Origin of the sequence: Synechococcales cyanobacterium CNB, assembly GCA_030263455.1 — a bacterium.
Classification (GTDB): Bacteria; Planctomycetota; Phycisphaerae; order Phycisphaerales; family UBA1924; genus CAADGN01.
The window spans coordinates 162518-181488 of record SZOZ01000004.1 but is presented as its reverse complement, the minus strand read 5'-3'; the positions used below and the strand labels follow the sequence as shown (position 1 = coordinate 181488).

14 protein-coding genes are annotated in these 18971 nt (G+C 67.5%); 9 read left to right on the top strand and 5 right to left on the bottom strand.

Annotated features, from left to right (window positions below):
* Nucleotides 1-52: 52 nt before the first annotated feature.
* Entirely contained in the window at nucleotides 53-2191 is a 2139-nt protein-coding gene (locus FBT69_05925) for a DUF5110 domain-containing protein (protein MDL1904342.1), read from the bottom strand.
* A 302-nt stretch (nucleotides 2192-2493) separates the two neighbouring features.
* On the opposite strand from FBT69_05925, the gene FBT69_05920 reads away from it, so the two are divergent.
* From FBT69_05920 to FBT69_05905, 4 genes are all read left to right on the top strand, one after another.
* Nucleotides 2494-3444 (top strand): manganese transporter, encoded by a 951-nt coding sequence (locus tag FBT69_05920; GenBank protein MDL1904341.1) that lies wholly within the window; start codon nucleotides 2494-2496, stop codon nucleotides 3442-3444.
* Nucleotides 3445-3537: 93 nt separating this feature from the next.
* Nucleotides 3538-4275, top strand: a complete 738-nt coding sequence (locus FBT69_05915) for an ABC transporter ATP-binding protein (protein MDL1904340.1) — start codon at nucleotides 3538-3540, stop codon at nucleotides 4273-4275.
* 18 nt (nucleotides 4276-4293) lie between these two features.
* Nucleotides 4294-5622 carry a metal ABC transporter permease gene (locus tag FBT69_05910; GenBank protein MDL1904339.1) on the top strand — a complete coding sequence of 443 codons (1329 nt, stop codon included), beginning with the start codon at nucleotides 4294-4296 and terminating at the stop codon, nucleotides 5620-5622.
* On the top strand, nucleotides 5619-6962 hold the full coding sequence (locus FBT69_05905) for a metal ABC transporter permease (protein MDL1904338.1): 1344 nt from the start codon (nucleotides 5619-5621) through the stop codon (nucleotides 6960-6962). The genes FBT69_05910 and FBT69_05905 overlap by 4 nt, the downstream gene beginning before the upstream one ends.
* Before the next feature lie 81 nt (nucleotides 6963-7043).
* On the opposite strand, the gene FBT69_05900 is transcribed toward FBT69_05905, so the two are convergent.
* Nucleotides 7044-9587, bottom strand: a complete 2544-nt coding sequence (locus tag FBT69_05900; GenBank protein ID MDL1904337.1) for a hypothetical protein — start codon at nucleotides 9585-9587, stop codon at nucleotides 7044-7046.
* Between the two features lie 509 nt (nucleotides 9588-10096).
* On the opposite strand from FBT69_05900, the gene nagB reads away from it, so the two are divergent.
* The 5 genes from nagB to FBT69_05875 all read left to right on the top strand — a co-directional run bounded on the left by nagB (nucleotide 10097) and on the right by FBT69_05875 (nucleotide 16106).
* Nucleotides 10097-12145, top strand: coding sequence for a glucosamine-6-phosphate deaminase (nagB, locus tag FBT69_05895; protein MDL1904336.1), 2049 nt, complete (start codon nucleotides 10097-10099; stop codon nucleotides 12143-12145).
* Between the two features lie 3 nt (nucleotides 12146-12148).
* Nucleotides 12149-13156, top strand: coding sequence for a Gfo/Idh/MocA family oxidoreductase (locus FBT69_05890; protein ID MDL1904335.1), 1008 nt, complete (start codon nucleotides 12149-12151; stop codon nucleotides 13154-13156).
* Between the two features lie 333 nt (nucleotides 13157-13489).
* The gene (locus FBT69_05885) at nucleotides 13490-14482 is read left to right on the top strand and encodes a hypothetical protein (GenBank protein ID MDL1904334.1); all 993 of its coding nucleotides are present in this window, start codon (nucleotides 13490-13492) and stop codon (nucleotides 14480-14482) included.
* Between the two features lie 353 nt (nucleotides 14483-14835).
* Nucleotides 14836-15405, top strand: a complete 570-nt coding sequence (locus tag FBT69_05880; GenBank protein ID MDL1904333.1) for a hypothetical protein — start codon at nucleotides 14836-14838, stop codon at nucleotides 15403-15405.
* Nucleotides 15285-16106, top strand: a complete 822-nt coding sequence (locus FBT69_05875) for a type II secretion system protein (GenBank protein MDL1904332.1) — start codon at nucleotides 15285-15287, stop codon at nucleotides 16104-16106. The genes FBT69_05880 and FBT69_05875 overlap by 121 nt, the downstream gene beginning before the upstream one ends.
* Nucleotides 16107-16112: 6 nt before the next feature.
* On the opposite strand, the gene FBT69_05870 is transcribed toward FBT69_05875, so the two are convergent.
* From FBT69_05870 to FBT69_05860, 3 genes are all read right to left on the bottom strand, one after another.
* On the bottom strand, nucleotides 16113-16538 hold the full coding sequence (locus FBT69_05870) for a DUF1425 domain-containing protein (GenBank protein ID MDL1904331.1): 426 nt from the start codon (nucleotides 16536-16538) through the stop codon (nucleotides 16113-16115).
* Between the two features lie 63 nt (nucleotides 16539-16601).
* Entirely contained in the window at nucleotides 16602-18269 is a 1668-nt protein-coding gene (locus FBT69_05865; protein MDL1904330.1) for a hypothetical protein, read from the bottom strand.
* Nucleotides 18270-18370: 101 nt separating this feature from the next.
* Nucleotides 18371-18958: a hypothetical protein gene (locus tag FBT69_05860; protein MDL1904329.1), complete on the bottom strand. Its 588-nt coding sequence runs from the start codon at nucleotides 18956-18958 to the stop codon at nucleotides 18371-18373.
* Between the last annotated feature and the right edge of the window lie 13 nt (nucleotides 18959-18971).

The following is an 18971-nucleotide window of genomic DNA, read 5'->3' as shown; positions in this document are numbered from 1 at the left end:
CCCCGCGCTCGAGGCGGGGGTTTTTCATGGGTTGCCGGGGCGCTGACCGGCCTCAGCAGCGGGGCTGGTCGATGAGCACGGGAATGTTGTCGCCTCCCACGCCCACGCTGCGCCTGACCGTGCCGTCGTCGAGGAGGATGAGTATCTCTGCGGCGCGGAGCGGTCGCGGACGCGATCCTTCCGCGCCGCGGATGCCCACGATCACGCGCGGGCCATCGCGCTCGGCGGAGTACGTCGTGAGAAGGTAGTCGCCCTCACGGTAGGCGAACCCGTCGCCGGCGTCCTCGTAGAGCGTGCCCTCGGCGTGCCCGTGGCGGTCGAGCGAGATGACGAGCGTGATGGGGTCGAGCGGCTTCTCGCCGCTGAACTGGCGCACGGGTCCGAGGGGGACGATCGCCCCTTCGCGCACGAAGAGTTCCGGCAGGTCGTGGTGGGAGGCGTTCGCCGGCTCGAACGCACGCCATCGGCCGTGCGGCATGGGGTCGCGGCAGCCGTTCTCGGGGTCGCGCGACGCCCGCACCAGCACGTCGCGTCCGATCAGGAACGAGTCCTCGGCTGATCGCAGTGCCGGGTCGGCCGGGTCGGCGAAGAAGAGCGGGCGCATGACGGGCAGGCCGGTCTCGGCGGCCTCGCGGAAGACCGTGTAGAGGTAGGGCATGAGTCGGTAGCGACGCTCGAGCGCGAGGCGGCAGACGCGCTCGCACTCTTCGCCGAACGACCAAGGTTCGTGCCGCTGCGTGCCCTTGTCGGAGTGGGCGCGGCTGAAGGGGAGCAGCGATCCGAGGCCCATCCACCGCTGGAAGAGGTGGGCGTCGGCGTTCTCCGAGAAGCCGCCGATGTCGCACCCGGCGAAAGGCTGCCCCGAGAGTCCGAGGTTGAGGATCATCGGGATGGTCCAGCCGAGGTGGTCCCAGGTGCTGGTGCTGTCGCCGGTCCACATGGCGGCGTAGCGCTGACCGCCCACGAAGTTGGAGCGAGTCAGCACGAAGGGACGGCGTTCGGGACGGGCGCGAAGCATCCCCTTCTTCGTGGAGCGGATCATCAGCATGCCGTAGACGTTGTGGTAGCGAGCGTGCGTTCCCGGGCCGCCGAGTTCGGAGTCCGCGCGGTGGATGCAATCAACCGGCATGGTGCGTCCGGGTCCGTCGAAGATGGCCGGTTCGTTCATGTCGTTCCAGAGGCCGTCCATGCCGACGGTGGTGACGAAGGTGTCGATGAGGTCGGCCCACCAGTGGCGGGTCGCGCCGCGCGTGTAATCGGGGAACGCGCACACGCCCGGCCAGACGGTGCCGCGATACTCGCGTCCCTCGGCATCGCGCACGAAGTGGTCTCGCTCGACGCCGTCGGCGTAGGTCGGGTCGGCGGGATCGGCGACGATGCCCGGGTCGAGGATGAAGACCGACCGGAACCCTCGCTCCGCGAGCCGCAGCACCATGCCGGCGGGGTCGGGGAATCGCACCTTGTCGAAGGTGAAGTCCCTGAAGCGGTCCATGTAGTCGATGTCGAACCAGATCGCCTCGCACGGGATGCGTCTGCGACGGAACTCCGCGGCGACCTCCAGCGCCTCCTCCTCGGTCATGTACGAGTAGCGGCACTGGTGGTAGCCGAGCGACCAGAACGGGGGGAGGTCCATCTTCCCGGTCAGAGCGGCCAGTTCTCGCAGCACGTCCTCGGGGCCAGGGGCGTCGATGACGTAGACCGCTGGCGGGTAGCCGTCGGCTTCGAAGAGGATGCCCTCGGCAAGGTCGATGCCGACGCGGTGGGTGGTGTCCACGAGCACGCCGAACGCGCTGCCGTCCTGACGAACGCCCAGCACCCAGGGATGGGATTGGTAGAGCGAGCGAGTGGTCGAGTCGTAGTTGTAGGCGTCGGTGTTCCAGGCGATGGTGTGGCGGCCGTTGCGCAGGAGCGGGCCTGCGACCTCGCCCGTTCCGTACAGACTCCACGAGTGGTCCGTCTCGACGCGGATGAGGTGCCGATCCTCGAAGCGGGCGAAGCGGGGCCGAGGCGAGAAGGCGTCCTCGACCTGGGCGCTCGCTCCGAGTGGTCCTGCGAGCGCGAACGAGGGCGGGACCGGCTGCGGCGCATCCGGGGCACGAAATCGCGCGGTGCGCTCCCCGACCATCTCGGGTTGCGGGTCGAGGCTCCACGCGAGGGTGGGCAGTTCTTCGAGCGAGCGTTTCGGCGACAACGACAGAATCCCTTCACGGCGCCGATCAGGGGCGTCCGACCCCCAGGGCAGCCGGTCGCGGTCCCCGCGACCGGTTCATGTCTATCGACCAGCGCCGGCCCCCGGGTTGCCGACGTGGACGGGCAGTGTAGCGGAAGGGGCACGCGATGATCGACCTCCGGATTCTCCCGCGCGTTCGCCGATTGTTCGGGCCGCCTCGTTCGCCTGCCCGAAACTCGGGGGGCTTGATCGGAATGGAGCCGGGGCTACAGTAGCTTTGGCTACATTTGCCGGCCCCGCCCGGGGCGGCCGAGGAGACGCTGATGCATCGCGTGCTCGTTCTTGTGGCGGTTGTGTTCGCGGGTGTGTCCGCTGCGCGCGGGGGTGAGCCGCTCCGCGTGGTCGCGACCACGGGGATGATCGCGGACTTGGTCCGCAACGTCGCGGGAGAACGCGCGGAGGTGACCGGTCTGATGGGGCCGGGAGTCGATCCGCACCTCTACAAGGCGACGCGCAGCGACACCGCCGCGCTGATGCGGGCGGACCTGGTGTTTTACAACGGCCTGATGCTCGAGGGGAAGATGACGGACGCGCTGATCCGCGCCGCCACCGCCGGCCGAAAGGTCCATGCGGTCACCGAGTTGCTCGACGAGTCGGACCTGCTCGAACCAGAGGAGTTCGAGGGCCAGTACGACCCGCACGTGTGGATGGACCCGTCGGCGTGGTCGCGTGCCATCGGCGTCGTGCGGGACAAGCTGACGGAGGCCGATCCTGCCGGCGCGGAGCACTACCGCGTCAGCGCCGAGCGATACGCCGCGACGCTGCGGGAACTGGACGAGTACGCGCGGCGCGTGCTATCGAGTGTGCCGGAGGAGCGTCGGGTGCTTGTCACCGCCCATGACGCTTTCAACTACTTCGGCCGCCGGTACGGGTTCGAGGTCGTCGGCATCCAGGGGATCAGCACCGAGTCCGAGGCGGGGGTGCGCGACATCGAGCGCATCGTGGCCCTGATCGTCTCCCGCCGCATTCCCGCCGTCTTCGTCGAGTCAACGGTCTCGGACCGGAACGTCCGCGCGCTCATCGATGGCGCGCGCTCGCGCGGCTGGACGGTCGCCATCGGCGGGAGGCTGTTTTCCGACGCCATGGGCACGCCCGGAACCTACGAGGGCACCTATCTCGGCATGATTGATCACAACGTCACCACCATCGCCCGCGCGCTCGGCGGCGATGCGCCGCTCCGGGGGATGAACGGCCGGCTTGCGGGAGGAGAGTAGCCAGTGTCCCCGCTCCATGCACCGAGAACTCGCGGCGAGTCGCTCGCCTCGTTGCCTGAGCACAGCGCGGACAGCCCCCTCTCGGTCCACGCGATGACGGTCGCCTATCACAGGCGCCCGGTGCTGTGGGACGTGGACTTCGACGCGAGGCCCGGTTCGCTCGTCGCCATCGTCGGCCCGAACGGGGCGGGCAAGAGCACCCTCATCCGCGCGTGCCTCGGGCTTGTCCCCCTCGCCGCGGGTCGCGTCGAGTACTGGGGGCGCTCGTACCGGCAGCAACGGCGTCGCGTCGGCTACGTGCCGCAACGCGAGACCGTGGACTGGGACTTTCCCGTCTCCGCGCTCGACGTCGCGTGCATGGGGCGGTACGGCATGATCGGATGGTGCAGGCCGGTGACGCGAGCGCACCGCGAAGCCGCGTTCGTCTCGCTCGACCGCGTCGGCATGGCGGACTATGCGAACCGGCAGATCAGCCAGCTCTCGGGCGGGCAGCAGCAGCGGGTCTTTCTCGCCCGCGCGCTGGCGCAGGACGCCGAACTCTACTTCATGGACGAGCCGTTCGCGGGCGTGGACGCAGCAACCGAGCGCGCCATTGTCGAAGTGCTGCGGGAGCTCAAGTCGCGCGGACGCACCGTGATCTGCGTTCACCACGACCTCCAGTCCGTGGAGGAGTATTTCGATGACGTTTTGCTGCTGAACATGCGAGTCGTCGCGTGCGGCCCCGTCGCCGAGGCATTCACCGCCGAGAATCTTCGGCGGACGTACGGAGGACGGCTCACGCTGCTGGACGAGGCGAGCGAGGCCGTGGCGCGCGCCGCGCGGGGTGAGTGAGCCGTGACCGGGTCGGCAATGAGCTCCGCCGAATGGCCGTCCGAGGGCGTTACCTTCGACGAACTGTGGCGCACGCTCACACTCCAGGCCGGGCACAACGCCGCGGTTGTCGTGCTCGGCGCGACGCTCCTTGGAATAGCGGGCGGCGTGGTCGGGTCGTTCATCGTGCTGCGCAAGCGGGCGTTGCTCGGCGATACGTTGAGCCACGCCGCGCTCCCGGGCATTGCCGGCGCGTTCATCGCCGCGACACTGCTCGGCGTGCAGGGTCGCAGCCTGAGCGTGCTGCTTCCCGGGGCGGCAGCGGGGTGCGTTTTCGGGGTGCTCGCGGTACAGGCGATCGTACGCTTCACGCGCCTGCGCGACGACGCCGCAATCGCCGCTGTCCTCAGCGTCTTCTTCGGCGTTGGCGTGGTGCTGCTGAGCGTCATCCAGTCCATGCCGACGGGCGACCAGGGCGGGCTGGCCTCGTTCATCTACGGCCAGACCGCGGCGATGAGCGTACGGGACGCGTCGCTCATCGGCATCGTTGCGCTCGCGTCGATCGCTTCCGTCGCACTGCTCTTCAAGGAGTTCCGGCTCACCTGCTTCGACCGCGAGTTCGCCGCGGTGCAGGGCTGGCCTCTCGGCGTGATCGACCTCGCGATGACCGGCCTGCTGGTCGTCGTCACGGTGATCGGCCTGCAGGCCGTGGGGCTGCTCCTGATCGTTGCGCTTCTGATCATCCCGCCGGCAGCGGCCCGGTTCTGGACCGAACGTCTGCGCGTGATGGTCCCGCTCTCCGGCGCGCTCGGCGGCATGAGCGCATACCTCGGCTCGTGCATCTCGGCGTTGCTCACGAACGCGCCGGCCGGCGCGATCATCGTCCTGACCGCCGGAGCCTGCTTTGCCGTGAGCGTGCTTCTCGCGCCGTCGCGTGGCGTGCTGGCGTCGGTCGTCAGGCTCTCGTCGCTTCGGGCAAGGATCGCGATTGACCATGCTCTTCGTGCCGCCGTCGAACGAGAAGACGGCGGCCGCGAGGCCCGCCCCGGCCCCGCCGTTGCCTTTGCCTTGCGAGCGGGTGGGCTGGCCCGCGTCGCGCGGGGCCGCGTGGTGTTGACGCCGCGCGGCGAAGCGCGAGCACGTCGCATCGTGCGCGCCCACCGTCTCTGGGAGCGGTATCTCATCGAGTACGCTGACGCCGCGCCGTCGCACGTGGACGTCTCGGCGGACGAGGTCGAGCACGCACTGCCCCCCGCTCTCATCGCGGAACTCGAGGACGCCCTGGGCGGGCGTGGTCTGCCCGCGACCAACGGCACGCCGCCCAGCCCGCACCCGCTCAACGGCGAGCAGCAGGGGGGCGCAACGTGACACCCGCCGTTCACGAGTTCGTCTCGCTCGACCTGCCGCCGATGCTCGCCGGCACGCTCGCGGCCCTGTGCTGCGGCCTGCTGGGCAACTTCCTAGTCCTGCGTCGCCTCAGTTTGATGGGCGATGCCGTCGCTCACTCCGTGCTGCCTGGCATCGTGGTCGCCTTTCTCGTAGCGGGCACGCGCGATTCGCTGCCCATGTTCATCGGCGCGGCAGCGAGCGGTCTCGTGGCGGCAGCGCTCATCGAAGCAGTGCGGCACTACGGCCGCGTCGAGACCGGCGCGGCCATGGGCGTCGTTTTTACCGTTCTGTTCGCGCTCGGCGTGCTGCTCATCGAGCGAGCGGCCGCGCGCCACGTCGACCTCGATGCCGACTGCGTCCTGCACGGGCAGCTCGAAACGCTCTTCTGGTTCCCGCCCGAGAACTGGTCGGACTTCGTGAGTGCGGCGACGCTCGCGGCGTTGCCCAGGCAGGTCTGGACGCTCGCCATCGTCGCGCTCATCACGATCGCTTTCATTGCCGCGTTCTTCAAGGAACTGCGTCTGGCTGCGTTCGATCCCGCGCTCGCGTCGTCGCTCGGATTCAGCGCGGGCGTGCTTCACTACGTCCTGATGGTGATGGTCGCGGCGGCGGCCGTTGCGTCGTTCGAGGCCGTCGGGTCCATCCTCGTCATCGCCATGTTTGTCTGCCCGGCCGCGACGGCGCGCTTGCTGACCGACCGGTTGCTGCCGCAGATCGTCGTCAGCGCGGTCGCGGCGGTTCTCTCGGGCATCGGGGGATATGTCCTCGCTGCGTTCGGGCCGGGGTGGGTCGGCCTGTCAAACGCCGTGAACGCCGCGGGCATGATGACCGTCGTTTCCGGCACGTTGCTCGTCGGAGCGGCGGTGTTCGGGCCTCAGCACGGCGTGCTGGCACGCTGGCGCCGCCAAGCTCGGCTTGCACGCTCCATCGCGCACGAGGACATGCTGGGGTTCCTCTACCGTGCCGAGGAGTTGCGAGGCGTAGGCACGGCGGTCGCGCCGGCGGACGTGCTGCGGGCGCTCGACGCCGGGGCGGCGACGCGGCGTGCTCTTCGAGCCGCGCGCCGTGCCGGGGAGGTCGAGCAGACGTCGGAGGGTGTTCGCCTCGCCGACGCCGGCCGCGCCCGTGCTCGATCGCTCGTCCGAAGCCACAGGCTCTGGGAGACCTATCTCGTCAACGTGATGGGCCTGCGCCCCGACCACGTGCACGCGACGGCGATGGACCTTGAACACGTGACCGATGCCGCGATGGCGACACGGTTGGCCGAACGCGGCGGCGATGGACAGGATCCGCACGATCGCCCCATCCCTCCGGCATGACCGCGCGCAGGAGAAAGGGCCGCCGCGGCGTTCGTGTGAACGGCGCGACGGCCCTGTACAGCCTGCACGACCCGGTGCGTGTTACGGGCAGGCGGAGTTGTAGTCGTTCAGGAACGCGATGAAGTCGAGGGAGTTGACGACGGTGTCGCCGTTCCAGTCTGCGCTCTTGTTCCCTGCGGTGTAGGCGTTCAGGAAGGCGATGAAGTCGAGCGAGTTGACGGTGCAGTCCTGGTTGAAGTCGGCTGGGCAGAGGCGGTAGTCGATGGGCGTCAGGTCAACACCGGTGTTGTTGCCGTTGTTCGCGTCGTTCGTCACGGTGACGATGACGCCGATGTAGTAGGGCTGCGGCGTCAGGCAGGGGAGCGTGAGGATGTGGGAGAAGTTCTGCGTTCCTCCCGGCGGGAGGCTGTTGTAGTTGCGGGTACCGATCGGCGTATCCGCGGGCGAGATGATGGTGTTGGTGGAGGCGTAGAACGTCGCCGAGTAGTTCCCGGTTGCGAAGTCGCCATCGTTGACGTAGCTGCCGGTCACGTTGATGGTCTGGCCGGGGTAGAACGTCCCGCTGGGGGCGTCGAAGGAGGCGACGCGCAGGTCCGGCGCCTGCACGATCAGCTGCACGGCACGGTTGAAGGAGTTGCCGTTGTTGAACGTGTCGCGGAAGACGACGTTGGCGTTGTACGTTCCCTTGCCGAGGGAGTTGGCGTTCGAGTTCACGGAGAGCGTGACGTTGGCCGAGCCGGGGAACAACTGGCCCTTCGCACTCGAGGTATTGAGCCACGAGGGGAGCGACACCACTTCGTAGACCAGGCCGACCTGTCCGTTGTTGGTGAGCGTGTAGACGCGGCTGGAGGGCGAGAACGGGCCGCCGACCGGGCCGGTGATGACGTAGGTGGTTGACGGCGTGACAGACGCGAGGTTGCCCTGCGTCCAGACGCTGGTTGCGCCGACGTGGGTTCCCCAGTCTCCGGGCTTGGCGTACTCGGCGTAGAGCCAGGCCTTGGCAGGCCGCCCGGGGATGGAGATGTTCGCGCTGTAGTCGCCCCAGTCCATCTGGCCGCCGAAGTAGTCTCCCCAGCGGAAGCCGCCGTAACTGCCCGTGCCGGCCTTCATCAGCGACGATGCGCTGCTGAACACGCCCTTGTTGTAGTCGACGTAGCGGATTTCCGCGTTGATGCTGCCGCTGGAGCGAGAGAAAACCCAGTACGCGCTGCCGGAGTAGTCGCCCGCGACGCAGGGCATCCAGTAGAACTGGCCGGTGGAGCCGAAGTTCGACTCGAACTCCAGCCCGTGCCCGACGGCGTCGAACTTGTAGAGCCGGCAGCGTGAGGTCGCGCCGCTTTCCCAGGCGATCGAATGGCCGGTGAAGAGCTCGATGCCGTTGCTGCCGAGCGTGTCGCCGGTGACCACCGCCGTCATCAGGCGGGTGTCGATCGTGTCGAGGGTCTGCCCGCTCGGCTGGGCGGCGTTCGGCGGCACGGCGTAGTCGGAGACGACGGTGTCCACGCGCGTGAGCGTGTTGGTGTTGAACGCGCCCTTGAGTTTCCAGATGGTCACGCGGTTGCCGCCGCCCCAGCGGGCGTTGCAGAGCAGGGCGTCCACGTTCTGCCCGCTCTCGGACCACGACCACTGCATCTTGGCTGTGCGGGGGGTCTCTGTCGTGCTGCCGTCTGCGTTGGTGAGGTTGGAGAAACTGACGGGGAAAACGGTCTGAGCGTTGTAGAGCTCGGTCTTGTTGAGGAAGCGCATCCTTGCCCAGCGGAAGCCGCCCGAGAAGCGGAACATGTTGCCCGCCATGGCGATGGCGGTGTTGCTGTACCCGAGGTCGAAATAGTCGGGCCAGGACGCGTCGTTCGTTCCGGCGTCCTGCACCGAGTTGATGTCGTACCACCACCAGCCGCCCGCGCCCGGCGCGCCCCAGGGGATGCTGTTCGAGCTGACGATGACGGCGAGCGAGGCTTCCTGTGTGGCGGTGCGACGCTTGTGGTAGAGCATGACCCACCGCCCGTTCCACGGGTCGAAGATCACCTTCGGGTCGAAGAGGAGGTAGTTCTCGGATACGCCGAGGAAGTCGTGAATGTCGCGGTAGAAGATCAGTTCGCCGGCCCTGTCGTAGACGGCGAAGTCATCGTTCGTGACGGTGACCACGTAGTCGTACCCCGTGGCGAGGTCGGGGTCGGGGGGCGTCAGCCCGTTCGGGCCGGGGCCTTCGAAGTTCTGCATGAGCGGCTGCGCGCGCGACCACTCACCCGTATCATCGTGCGCTTGCCCGTCGTTGAACCCGCTCGGGATGAAGAGTTCGCCGACGTTCGGCCGCAGCCGGCGCTTCGGCATCTCCTCCTCACGCCATCCGCGCTGCCCGTCCGGCAGACCGATGCCCCCGGGAGGCCCGAAGATCGGGCGCACGCCCACCGATTCCTCGCGGAACGAGCCGTCCTCGTACTGCTCGAACGGCACGTACCCGCTCCGGGTCGGCATGGGCGGCGGCTGGACAGCCTCACGCGGCGGCGGACCGGCCTGATGGGTCGGCACGGCGACCTGGCCAAGCGTCGCGGTGGCGGCCCCACCAATAGCGAGCAGCACGACGGCGGCGAACGTACGCCGCAATCCACGGTGTGAAAGCCTCATCGGGTTCCCCTTCCTTCCTCTTCTGCTCTGTGCCAGAGAGCGACGAACGCACTGCCGCCTTGACGCGTGCGACGAGCAGCGCGACCCGGCGGGCGTGCGACGAACACCCCTCCCGGGATGTCAAGGCAGACGATCAATCAATGTCGATCCGATCCGCGCGCGCACGGACGCCTCCGCGAGCGAACATATTGAGTGTGCGAACTCTGAGTGAGATGACCCGCCGAAACCCGCTCACGGCCCTCCCGGCCACCCGGACTTCTCGCACCCTACCCGCCCCTTGAGTGCGCTTCAAGTGTTTCTCGTGAGAGAAAGCGGCCACCATCTTGTACGAGGAGACGGCGAACGACCTGGGACTATCCGTAAGTCGTTGGCGTACAATCGGATGCGTTCGTTGAGAAGAGGTCGCACGATCTGGTCGAAGGTGCAATCGCCCTGCGTACTCCCGCGAGCCGGTAGGCTAGACCCGCCATGCGAATCGCCCACGCCCACTTGCGGAGATTGAGAACGAGATGACCGAACCGAGTACGCCCCGCGCGCCCGAATGCGAGCACATTCCCGTCGCCGTGCACCAGTCGAGTGCTGCCGCCGCCCGTGCCGTTGCGGCCGAGATCGCTGCTCTCATCCGCGAGCGGGCGGAAGAGGGTAGACGCGCCGTGCTCGGGCTGGCAACGGGCGCGACGCCGGTCGGCGTCTACGACGAGCTTGTGCGCATGTACCGCGAGGAGGGCCTGAGTTTCTCGAACGTCACCACGTTCAACCTGGACGAATACTGGCCCATGCCGCCGGAGAGCCTGCAGAGTTACCGGCGGTTCATGCGCGAGCATCTCTTCGACCACGTGGACGTCGACCCGGCGTGCGCGCACGTCCCGGACGGTACGGTTCCCATCGAGCGCGTGCACGAACACTGTGCCGCCTACGAGCGAGCCATCCGTGACGCCGGGGGCATCGACCTGCAGATTCTCGGCATCGGCCGCACGGGGCACATCGGGTTCAACGAGCCAGGCTCGCCCCGCGACAGCCGCACCCGCCTCATCACGCTCGACAAGGTCACGCGGATGGACGCGGCGAGCGACTTCTTCGGCGAGTGGAACGTTCCGCGCAAGGCCGTCACGATGGGCGTGGGTACGATCCTCGACGCGCGCCGCGTCGTGCTCATGGCCTTCGGCGAGCACAAGGCGGCGATTGTCCGCCGCGCCGTCGAGGGCGAGATCACGCCCGCGGTCGCCGCCAGTTTCCTCCAGCGGCACCCGGACGCGAAGTTCGTCCTAGACTCTGCGGCCGCGTCGGAGCTCACGCGCTTCAAGACACCGTGGCTGCTCGGTCCCGTCGCGCGCTTCGGCCTGACGTGGGACAACCGCCTGACGCGCCGCGCCGTCGCGTGGCTCGCCCTGCAGCTGCAAAAGCCCATCCTCAAGCTCGTCGAGGAGGACTACAACGAGCACGGCCTGCAGGAAATCCTCTCCGCCCGCGGCAGCGCGTACGAGATCAACATCGAGGTCTTCAAGAGCCTCCAGAAAACAATCACCGGCTGGCCCGGCGGGAAGCCCGGCCGCCCGCGCTTCGTCCCCGGTGTCGGCATCGACAACGCGAACCCTCCGGACGTCTTCCCGAAGCGCGTCGTCGTCTTCAGCCCTCACCCGGACGACGACGTGATCTCGATGGGCGGCACGTTGATTCGACTCTGCGACCAGGGGCACGAGGTTCACGTCGCGTACCAGACCTCGGGCAACATCGCCGTCTTCGACGACGAGGCCGAGAAGTTCGCCGAGTTCGCCGCCGAGTTTTCGAGCGAGTTCGGCCTCGACCACGCGGTCGGCGCGACACGGACGCTGGCCGAGAGCGTCCGACGATTCATCCGCGGCAAGTCGCCCGGTGCGATCGACACGCCCGAACTCCAGCGCATCAAGGGACTGATCCGCCGGTGCGAGGCCCGCGCCGCCGCTCGTTCCTCCGGCGTGCGAACGGACCGCATCCACTTCCTCGACATGCCGTTCTACGAGACCGGACGGGTCAAGAAGCGTCCGCTCGGAGAAGACGACGTGCGCATCGTGTCGGACCTGCTCGAACGGGTCCGGCCCCACCAGGTCTACGCCGCGGGCGACCTCTCCGACCCGCACGGCACGCACCGCGTCTGTCTCGCGGCGATCACGACCGCGCTGCACCGCCTCGCATCGCGCGACTGGATGCGCGACTGCGAAGTCTGGCTGTACCGCGGCGCGTGGCAGGAGTGGGAGCCGCACGAGATCGAGATGGCCGTGCCACTCTCGCCGAGCGAGGTGGACCGTAAGCGGATGGCCATCTTCAAGCACCAGTCGCAGAAGGACAAGGCGCTGTTTCCGGGACCGAACGATCCGCGCGAGTTCTGGCAGCGGGCGGAGGACCGCAACCGAGCCACCGCGCAACTGTACGACCGCCTCGGCCTGCCCGAGTACCAGGCCATCGAGGGATTCGTCCTCTGGCGGCCGAGCGAGAACGACGGCTCGCTCGCCGACGAGCGCAGCGCGAGCGCGGCGCGCGGTCCGGGCGTGCCCGTCAATACTGGGGCGGTGGGGGGCTGATCCATGTCCGAAGTGCCGCCCGTCCGTGTGGGGGTCATCGGTTTGGGATTCATGGGGCGGACGCACTTGGCCGCGTACCGCTCCGCGAACGGGGCCGGGCACGCCTGCCGCGTCGTCGCCGTCGCCGACTCTGATCCGCGCCGGCGAGCAGGGGAGGTCGCCGTTGCCGGCAACATCGACACCGGCGGCACGGGCGAGCGTCTCTTCGATCCGGGCAAAGTGCGGGCCTATGAGCGAGCCGAGGATCTGCTCGCCGACCCCGGCGTCGATCTCGTCAGCATCTGCACGCCGACGGACACGCACGTTGCGCTCGCTCTCGCGGCGATCGCGGCAGGAAAGCATGCGCTCGTCGAGAAGCCGCTGGCAGTGCGCTCGGCGGACGCGCGCCGCGTGGCCGAGGCCGCGTCGAAGGCCCGCACGCTCTGCACGCCAGCGATGTGCATGCGCTTCTGGCCCGCGTGGGCATGGCTCAAACGGGCGATCGACTCGGGCGAGTTCGGCGGCGTGACCAGCGCGACCTTCCACCGCCTCGGCTCGCGCCCCGAGTGGACCGACTTCTACGCCGACGACTCGCGCAGCGGCGGCGCGATCATCGACCTGCACATGCACGATGCGGACTTCATCCGCTGGTGCTTCGGCCCGCCGCGAGAGGTCGTCTGCGCGGGTTCGACCAACCACCTGACGACGATCTACCGCTACGACCACGTGCCGCAGGTCGTCGCCGAGGGCGGCTGGGGGCACCAGCCCGGCTTCGGCTTCCGCGTTCGTTACGTCATCTGTTTCGAGCGAGCGACGGCCGACTTCGACCTCGCCCGCACGCCGCAGTTTCTGCTGCACCGCGGCACGGAGTCGCACGCCCCGGACGTCGGCCCGCTCAGCGGCTACGAAGTGCAGGCCAGGGCGATGGTGGACGCGGTCGCGCGCGGTGGACCCTCGCCCGTCCCCGTCGAGGACGCCGTCGCCGCACTCGAACTGCTCGAGGCGGAGTACGAGAACTTGCGGCACAGATAGGGCGAAAACTCCGCGACCGCGCTCGTGCGCGCCATCGAAAGCCGAAGATGCTTACAGACTGCAATCATGACGGACGACGGAACGTGCGGCTTGACAAGCCAGTAAGTGGCGTGGTACGCTGCCCGATATGGCTCGAAGGCTCGAAGGCTCGAAGGCGCTTTGATGGCGCATCCGCACATTCGGTCAGGCCTTGTCTTCATTTGCTTGGCGTGCGCGGCCGAGTATGTCGCGGGCCAGAGTGAAGTCGGTACGCTGCGGTGGTGGAAACAGTCGTGGCGTGAGGCTTCGGAGTGGAGCCCCGCAAGCCCGATACTTGTGACCTATGAGTCGCGGATGCCCGCCGCGGTTGTGCGCCGGAGCCTTGAGCAGTGGGAGGAGGCGCTCGCTGCTGGCCCACCCGAGGGCTTCGAGAGCAACGCCGACATGCTCCGAGAGAGACGGGCGCTCGTCGAATCCGGGCAGGACGACGTCGTCCTATGGCGGCTCTGGCTTGGCAAAGACAGGCACCGATGGGCCATGGATCGTCCCTCGACGCCGTCACAGCCGTTCAGTGATCATGGTTTTTCGGGGAGGCTTGCCTGGACGCTGCAGGAAGTGGGAGGCCAGCACCGAGTATCGGTCGTTACACCGTCTTCTGTCACCGAGCTGGGCGAGGAGGCGTCGATCGCGGGCGCCTCGGATCGTGCTCGTAAGTACCTGTTCTTCGGCGGGGTGGGCCTGGGTGCGGGCAGCGTGGTGCAGCGCACACCCTCGGGCGCATCACAACAATCGAGTGGCCGGTGGGAGGCAGAGACGACCGCACGGGTAGGCGAAAGAAGAATGGTTTGGAGGTATGTGGGAGAGACCGACGCCGGCTCGGGGCGAGCGCTGCCTGAGTCTCTTGAGACGCTTCAGATTTCGCCAACTGCGAAACGGTATGGTAGTGCGAGATTCGCCAACTGGCGGTATAGCGACGTTGCAGGAACATGGATCGCGCACAACGTAGATATTCTAGACGCCGAAGGCGTGGTGACCGCGAAGTGGCGAGTGCTTTCCGTGGAATCGGTGACACGCGAACGCCTCGATGAACTCACTCGCGTCCCGGAGCGCGACGGCGCGGATGCGTTGCGAGGTGTGCTTCGGATCACGTCGCTCGCCGACTATCGCCCCGAGGTGCGTCAAGGTATTCACGTCATGCCGGACGGGAGCGAGCGCACATGGTCCATCGGCAGCCGAAGTGGCCTTGAGGACCGAGCCTGGCTTCGAACGACCGGGTGGGTGATGCTGAGTCTGTTTTCGGGCATGATCGTTCTGCTCGTCTGGTGTCGGTATCGAGCCGGCGCATGACTGTTGTGATGGCATCACTGTTTTGGTGGAGATCAAGCCAATTACACGAAGGATTTCGTCGATCGTCTGGCGTCTCGCGGCTGTCAGCGCACCGTTCGTGATCGTCGCCTCAGCAGCAGGCATCGGCTGCTACGTTCCGGGACCCGTGTACGGAGCGTGCGAGATCAGGCCTCCCACGCTTCCGCCGGGAAGGTGCATACTTTCAATACGCAACCCCGATGCAAGACAGGTGGACGTCAAGGAGCAGCCCGGCAAGCAGAGCTACACCGTTTTCAATGTGACATGTGATTACTACCACGGCGTTCAGGACGGGATCGACTGTTATCCCGACCAGTATTCTGCATGGATAGTCGGTGATCCTGTCCGCGACGAGGTTCCATCGGGTGCGAACTGTTCCCCCGTTCCTGGTGGACCTCCCGGCAATCCCTGACCACCTGGTTCATACCATGACGAACCGCAGCCGGATCATCGGTCACTCGCTGGTGGGACTGCCAATGGCGCTGTTGGCAGCCGCGGGCGTGCTGAAGCTTGCCGATCTGACCAGTTTCGCCCGCGATCTTGATGGCTGGGATGCGGTTCCGAGCGCTCTGGTTGCTCCGGTTGCGCTCCTCGTTCCGGTCTTTGAGGTGGGTACGGCCGCCTTGTGGTTCTCGGGAACGTGGCGAGCGATCTCGCTCATATCCTGGATCGTTCTGATCACGGTCTTCAGCGCCGTGTTCGCCTACGAGTTGGCCGCCCACGGTCCGCCAGCCTGCGCGTGCTTCGGAACGATTCTTCGTTATGAGGCCACGCGTGCGGAAGCATGGTCTGTCCTGATCCGGAACGCGGGCCTTCTGTCTGCCCTCTCCGCGGGAGCATGGTTATGGTTTGGAAGCACGTCAAAGGCGACGCCCAGCCGATCTTCGTCCCTGGCAACGGAGTGAGGCGGGGGTTCACGCTCGCTGAGGTCCTAGTTGCGGCGCTCATCGTCGCGATCCTTGTCGCGCTGGCGTTGCCGATGCTCTCGTCGGTTCGCGACAGTGGTCGCGATTCGGTGTCGCTGTCGAATCTGCGGTCACACGCAACGATCATTGACATGTACCGAACGGACTGGAACGACACGTTCCCGGCGTTCATGGACCCGAGTTCGGAGTTCACCACCCTAGTTATTCAGGGCCACGAGTTCCGGATGAGGTACTTTGAGGCCCATCATCTCTGGCAGGCCGTTCTCGCGGACTTGTACTATGACGAGAAGATCATGCATCGTTCGGTCATGAGGCCCGGGGCCGGATGGAGCATGTCGTATTTCTATTCGTGCTCGCTGATCGCCGACCCCGCGTACTGGTCGTGGGAGACTCGGCAGGGACCGTCGCAGTGGCGGGCCGTGCGTGGGCACGAAGTGGCGTATCCGTCGAAGAAGGCGGTTCTGGTGGAAAGAGAGCCTGTCACGCCGTACTTTCCGGAGCGATATGCAGGCCGTCCGTTGAATATGGGTTTCGTCGATGGCAGTGCGCGCGGAACGACGGAGCCGGGACTGGTCATGCCGCTGCGCGATGGTGAAGGCGAGTATCCGGGCACCCGCCACACAATCGGGGTTTACGGGCTGCATACCGTCGGCGGTGCGCGAGGTCGCGACGTGGAGTAGGCCGCCTCACCCCGCTTGCCGGATCGACAGCCGCCAGTCCTTCGCCTGCGTGCTCAGCGAACGCCCATCCAGGAACACCTGCTGCCGCGGCGTGATCGACTTGTACTTCCATCCTGACTGCGACAGCGGGCGCCCGCGCTCGTCGAAGAACTCGAACTGGTACTGCACGCGCGTGTATCCGTCCTGCATCGACCGCACCGGCGCGACCACACGCATCGGCTCGGTCTCGGTCGCGGGCGTCACGTTCGGCTGCGAGAAGCCGAGCAGGTCGTTCAGCGGTCGTGTCACCACGATCTGCGGGTAGTCGGACAGCGGGATCGGGTCCACCCGGCCGCGGTAGGGCGGCGCGCTGCTCTGGCACGCGGCCGCGCCGAGCAGGCAACCGAGCGCTATCGTCGCCGTGAGCGCGTTCGTGCGTGTGCGAGGTGCCATGGTCGTCTCCTTGCGTCTGTGCGTCGACTGATACCGCGTCCCGAAGCGCGGGTTGATGCCCTCTTATTCCTCATGCTTCCCACCGGCGCCGATGCGGGCCACCAACTCGCGCACCTCGCGCGAGCGCGGAGCGTACGCCGGGTGCTCCTGCCCGAACAGCCGCGCGAACGCCGCCGATCCCGCCTGTGGCGTGAAGACCGTCCTCCCACCTTCGAGCACGTGCCCACGTGCCCGCCTGCGCTCCGGGCCGGGCAGCGGCTCCAGCCCTTCGAGCCTGTAGAGTTCGAGGAGTTGCCCGAACGAGACGTCATCCGGCAAACCCGCCCGCTGATACTCGACGAGCAGGTCCGGCGTCGGCGTGCGCACGCACCGCCCGCCGAGGATGTACGGCAGCGTCGGCGCGTCGAGCGCGCCCGTCTCGTCATTCGCATACAGGATGCGCCCTGACGCTGCCCACGCGGGCGCGAACCCGGTGCCGTCAGGGTCCGTCAGCAGGCGCACGTATCGCACCGTCGTTGTCTCGCCGCTTCCCGGCGACGGCAGGCCGGCAAGCGAGAGTCGCGTCCCGGGCTTGCCGGCCACCTGCAGCGTCACCGGGCCGTCGCTCGCACGGATCGGCACGATATACACGAACCGCGGGAGCAGTTCGTTGTGCCGCGTGTCCGCCTTCGAGCCGGCGCGCACCGCCATACCCGCGAGCAGTATCCCAAGGCCGGCGAGTTGAGCCTCCGTGTCGTTCGAGCCGATCGCAACCGCCGCCCCGGCAACCATCATCCCAGACCCGAGCAGACTCTTCACGCGCCGCACGTCCTCAAGGTTGTTCCAGCGGTGGTCCATCGCCATCTCGTTGAGGTCGCACGCGGGAGGCAGCTCGGTGTACGCACGCCCGCGCTGCTGCACGACCAGCCCGCTCGCGGGGCCGCGCTCGCGCGGCACAAACGCCGCGACGACACCGTCCTGCCCCGTGGCGATCTTCTCCGGCCCGAAGCCAGTGTCAACGATGAGCAGCATGTCGTAGTCGCCGTGCTCGAGCGTGGACGCGAGCGACACCAGGTGCGGCGCGATCGCCGCGGCCTTGGCGAAGTGCTCCGCGGCCTCTTCGGGCCGGTCGAGCATCCGGTTCGCCACGCCCGCGAGCAGGTAGCCGAGCGCGAAATCGGACTCGACAGCGGTGTATCCGGTCGAGAGGTAGTCGCCGCCGTCGCGGTCGCGCTCCGCGGCGCGCTTCGCAAGTTCGATCGAGGTCAGCGAACGACCGTCGCCCGCACGTCCGAAATCGCGCAGCAGAAAGATCGAATCTCCCGCCGCAGCACGCGCGTTCCCCCAGTCCGCCATCACCATGTCATGCACCGCGACGTAGGCGTATCCCATCGCCTGCTCGAACGGCTCGCCCTTCCAGATGCGTACGCCCTCGTGCACCACCACCGACGGCACGGTCTTGTCGGCGTTCAACCCCTGCGTCCGCAGCAGGTCGTAGACCTCGGCCAGGTGCGGCTCCGCGGCCTCTGGCAGCCCGTCCGCCAGCGCGACGATCCCTGCCTTCGTGCGAGCAAGCAGGTAGACGGGGTCGGACCGGCTCGACGGCAGGGTTGCCGCGATGCGACCTCGCGCATCGCCGTACTGCCCCCGCGACACCTCGTTCATCACCGAGGCGTCAGGGCGGTACGAGGCACACCCCGACGCGATGCATGCGACCGCCAGTGCTGCAATCTGTACCGTTCGAAAGTGCATGATGCCACGTTCAATCAGGATCGGAACGCGAAGTCCGCGAAAGGCGCGAAGGGATTGGAGTTGACTTCCAAGGTGTAGCATCACTTGCTTCGTCACTTCCCTCAATCCACGAGCAGTCCCTTCGCCTCGCGTGCGAACTCCACGTCCGCCTGCCACACGACTTCGCGTGAGTCGATCTCTTCGACTTCATACGAGATCAGGTACACGTCCTTGCGCACGTCCGCCGGCCCCGAACCGCGCACGGCCCCGCCGCGCACCAGCGATCGGATCGACGCCCGCAGCACGTGTGTGGGATAGTGCTCCGGCAGCAGGTCCGGGTACTCAACCCCCGTTTCGCGGAGCAGCGAGGCCTTCTCCGGCGGCAGTTGAAACACGACCCCGCGCTCCCGCGCCGCCTGCTGCACACCCCGATCCGCGATCAGCCCCGACACCATCGCCCACTGCTCGGCGATGGGCACGCGGTCGCTCGACAGGTTCTCGAGCCGCCGGATCACGATCCGTATCGGCGGCGACTCCGGCGTGCGCCCCTCCAGAAACGTCGCCGTGGCGAGTTGCTCGCGCATCTCTGCGCCCGCAAGCGCGAGGTCGCTGTGCCGCAGACGAGTTGTCTGCTTCGACGGTCCGGAAGCCGTGCACGCGCTCATCACGCACGCGGCCGCGATGCACAGGCTCAGCAGGCGGGCGGGCATGGTGCGCCTCGTC

Excerpts from the sequence above, each read along its gene's own strand:
- FBT69_05885 (MDL1904334.1), top strand. The coding sequence starts at position 13,490 with ATGCCCGCCGCGGTTGTGCGCCGGAGCCTTGAGCAGTGGGAGGAGGCG.
- FBT69_05920 (MDL1904341.1), top strand. The coding sequence starts at position 2,494 with ATGCATCGCGTGCTCGTTCTTGTGGCGGTTGTGTTCGCGGGTGTGTCC.
- nagB (MDL1904336.1), top strand. The coding sequence starts at position 10,097 with ATGACCGAACCGAGTACGCCCCGCGCGCCCGAATGCGAGCACATTCCC.
- FBT69_05915 (MDL1904340.1), top strand. The coding sequence starts at position 3,538 with ATGACGGTCGCCTATCACAGGCGCCCGGTGCTGTGGGACGTGGACTTC.
- FBT69_05860 (MDL1904329.1), bottom strand. The coding sequence starts at position 18,958 with ATGCCCGCCCGCCTGCTGAGCCTGTGCATCGCGGCCGCGTGCGTGATG.
- FBT69_05890 (MDL1904335.1), top strand. The coding sequence starts at position 12,149 with ATGTCCGAAGTGCCGCCCGTCCGTGTGGGGGTCATCGGTTTGGGATTC.
- FBT69_05870 (MDL1904331.1), bottom strand. The coding sequence starts at position 16,538 with ATGGCACCTCGCACACGCACGAACGCGCTCACGGCGACGATAGCGCTC.
- FBT69_05910 (MDL1904339.1), top strand. The coding sequence starts at position 4,294 with ATGAGCTCCGCCGAATGGCCGTCCGAGGGCGTTACCTTCGACGAACTG.
- FBT69_05900 (MDL1904337.1), bottom strand. The coding sequence starts at position 9,587 with ATGAGGCTTTCACACCGTGGATTGCGGCGTACGTTCGCCGCCGTCGTG.
- FBT69_05865 (MDL1904330.1), bottom strand. The coding sequence starts at position 18,269 with ATGCACTTTCGAACGGTACAGATTGCAGCACTGGCGGTCGCATGCATC.
- FBT69_05875 (MDL1904332.1), top strand. The coding sequence starts at position 15,285 with ATGGTCTGTCCTGATCCGGAACGCGGGCCTTCTGTCTGCCCTCTCCGC.